We start from the raw sequence: 3,075 nt of genomic DNA, 5'->3' as shown, positions 1-3,075 counted from the left end.
GGTTTCCTTTTTGGCTGGTGTACAGGTGGTGCATGGCTGTCGTCAGCTCGTGTCGTGAGATGTTGGGTTAAGTCCCGTAACGAGCGCAACCCTTGTCCTGTGTTGCCAGCAGTTCGGCTGGGGACTCGCGGGAGACTGCCGGGGTCAACTCGGAGGAAGGCGGGGACGACGTCAAGTCATCATGCCCCTTATGTCCAGGGCTTCACACATGCTACAATGGCCGGTACAGAGGGTGGCGAGACCGTGAGGTGGAGCGAATCCCTTAAAGCTGGTCTCAGTTCGGATCGGGGTCTGCAACTCGACCCTGTGAAGTCGGAGTCGCTAGTAATCGCAGATCAGCAGTGCTGCGGTGAATACGTTCCCGGGCCTTGTACACACCGCCCGTCACGTCATGAAAGTCGGTAACACCCTAAGCTCATGGTCCAACCACACCTGGTGTGGGGGGCGTGGTCGAAGGTGGGACTGGCGATTGGGACGAAGTCGTAACAAGGTAGCCGTACCGGAAGGTGCGGCTGGATCACCTCCTTTCTAAGGAGCAACTGTCACACACGATGCCTGGTTCGGAGAGATTCTTCGGGGTGGGTGTCTGTGGCGCGTGGGCAACACTGTTGGGTTCTCTAGGGGCACACCCCTGCGGGTGTGGTCTGGTGGTTGGTTGAGAACTGTATAGTGGTGGCGAGTATCTTTTTTGCTTGCTTGTTTTGGTGTGTTTGCTGGGCGTTGTGTTGGTTGTGTGTCGTGTTGGTAGGCGTACGGTGGATGCCTGGGCACCAGATGCTGATGAAGGACGTGGGAGGCCGCGATAGGCCTGGGGGAGTTGTCAACCGAGCTGTGATCCCAGGGTGTCCGAATGGGGTAACCTGGCCGGGGTGATGCCCGGTCACCGGTGTCTGAAGAGATTAGGGCGCCGGGGGGCACGTGGGGAACTGAAACATCTCAGTACCCGCAGGAAGAGAAAACAAGATGTGATTCCCTGAGTAGTGGTGAGCGAACGGGGAGGATGGCTAAACCGTCTGCGTGTCAAGCCGGTGGGTGTTGCGTGGGCGGGGTTGTGGGAGCGCCTGGTCATTACCACCGTGGTGGCGCTGGGTGTGTGGTGTTAGCTGAAGGTGTTGGAAGGCACTGGCGGAGTGGGTGAGACCCCCGTAGGTGAAGGCACTGCACAGTCTGGTGGGGCGTGGTCCCGAGTAGCGCGGGACTCGTGTAATCTCGTGTGAATCGGCCAGGACCGCCTGGTAAGCCTGAATACGTCTGGTGACCGATAGTGGATGTGTACCGTGAGGGACTGGTGAAAAGTACCCCGGGAGGGGAGTGAAAGAGTTCCTGAAACCGTGCGCTGTTAAACCGTCAGAGCATGCCCTGGTGGTGTGTGATGGCGTGCCTTTTGAAGAATGAGCCTGCGAGTTAGTGGTGCGTGGCGAGGTTAACCCGTGTGGGGGAGCCGGAGCGAAAGCGAGTCTGAATAGGGCGAGTGTAGTCGCGTGCTCTAGACCCGAAACCGAGTGAGCTACCCGTGGCCAGGGTGAAGCGCGGGTAAGACCGTGTGGAGGCCCGAACCCACCAGGGTTGAAAACCTGGGGGATGAGCTGTGGGTAGGGGTGAAAGGCCAATCAAACTCGGAGATAGCTGGTTCTCCCCGAAATGCATTTAGGTGCAGCGTCGCGTGGTGCTTGGTGCAGGTAGAGCGACTGGATGGCTGATGGCCCCGGTGGGGGTACTGACGTCAACTAAACTCCGAATGGCATCAACGTTAGCAGCGTGGCAGTGAGTCCGTGGGGGAGAAGCTCCATGGTCGAGAGGGAAACAGCCCAGATCACCGGCTAAGGCCCCCAAGTGTGTGCTGAGTGGAAAAGGATGTGGGATTGCCGAGACAACCAGGAGGTTGGCTTAGAAGCAGCCATCCTTGAAAGAGTGCGTAACAGCTCACTGGTCAAGTGATCCTGCGCCGATAATGTAGCGGGGCTTGTAAGTACACCGCCGAAGCCGTGACACAGCAGCCTGGTGGTTGTTGTGGGTAGGGGAGCGTCCCGCACGCCAGTGAAGCCGCGGTGTAAACCTGTGGTGGAGGGTGTGGGAGTGAGAATGCAGGCATGAGTAGTGCATGGGCAGTGAGAATCTGTCCCGCCGGAAGACCAAGGGTTCCAGGGCCAGGTTGTTCCGCCCTGGGTGAGTCGGATCCTAAGGCGAGGCCGTCAGGCGTAGTCGACAGGACAACGGGTTGATATTCCCGTACCCGCGTGGCACCGCCCCATACCAGCCCCCATGCTTTCTTCGCCAGCCTGTGGCCGGTGGTGTCTGGATTCGTTCCGGCTGGTGGCCGCTGGTGGTGTTGACTGGTGGGTGTGCTGGGCAGCGAGGGGGTGACGCAGGAGGGTAGCCCATCCCGGGCGATGGTTGTCCCGGGGTAACGGTGTAGCACGCAGGCCTAGGCAAATCCGGGCCTGTGGATGTGTGAGACCGGATGCCGAGCCGGTGTGGCGAAGTGGGTGATCCCCGGCTGCCGAGAAAAGCCTCTAGCGAGGGGCCGCGTGGTCCGTACCCGAAACCGACACAGGTGGTCTGGTAGAGCATACCGAGGCGAGCGGGGTAACCGTGGTTAAGGAATTCGGCAAATTGTCCCCGTAACTTCGGGAGAAGGGGAGCCGCGCCTGGTGATCCCCCATTGGCGGGGTGAGCTGGGGGTGGCCGCAGAGTCTGGGCCCAAGCGACTGTTTACTAAAAACACAGGTCCGTGCGAAGTCGTAAGACGCGGTATACGGACTGACGCCTGCCCGGTGCCGGAACGTTAAGGGGAGTGGTGAACCCGGAAGGGTGAGGCTGCGAACCGAAGCGCCGGTAAACGGCGGTGGTAACTATAACCATCCTAAGGTAGCGAAATTCCTTGTCGGGTAAGTTCCGACCTGCACGAATGGCGTAACGACTTGGGCGCTGTCTCGACCACGGGCCCGACGAAATTGCAGGACGAGTTAAGATGCTCGTTTCGCGCGGCAGGACGGAAAGACCCCGGGACCTTTACTACAGCTTGGTATGGGCGTCTGGTTCGGCTTGTGTAGGATAGGTGGGAAACGGTGAACC

General features: G+C 59.7%; 2 rRNA genes. Both read left to right on the top strand.

Features of this window, described 5'->3' with window-relative positions:
• A 16S ribosomal RNA gene (locus tag BM150_RS23440) occupies positions 1 to 528 on the top strand; the annotation flags it as partial.
• 204 nt (positions 529 to 732) lie between these two features.
• A 23S ribosomal RNA gene (locus tag BM150_RS23435) occupies positions 733 to 3,075 on the top strand; the annotation flags it as partial.

This window comes from Actinopolyspora alba (assembly GCF_900112765.1).
Lineage (GTDB): Bacteria > Actinomycetota > Actinomycetes > Mycobacteriales > Pseudonocardiaceae > Actinopolyspora > Actinopolyspora alba.
Note: the sequence above shows the minus strand (reverse complement) of the source record. Positions and strands in the feature narration are given on the sequence as shown.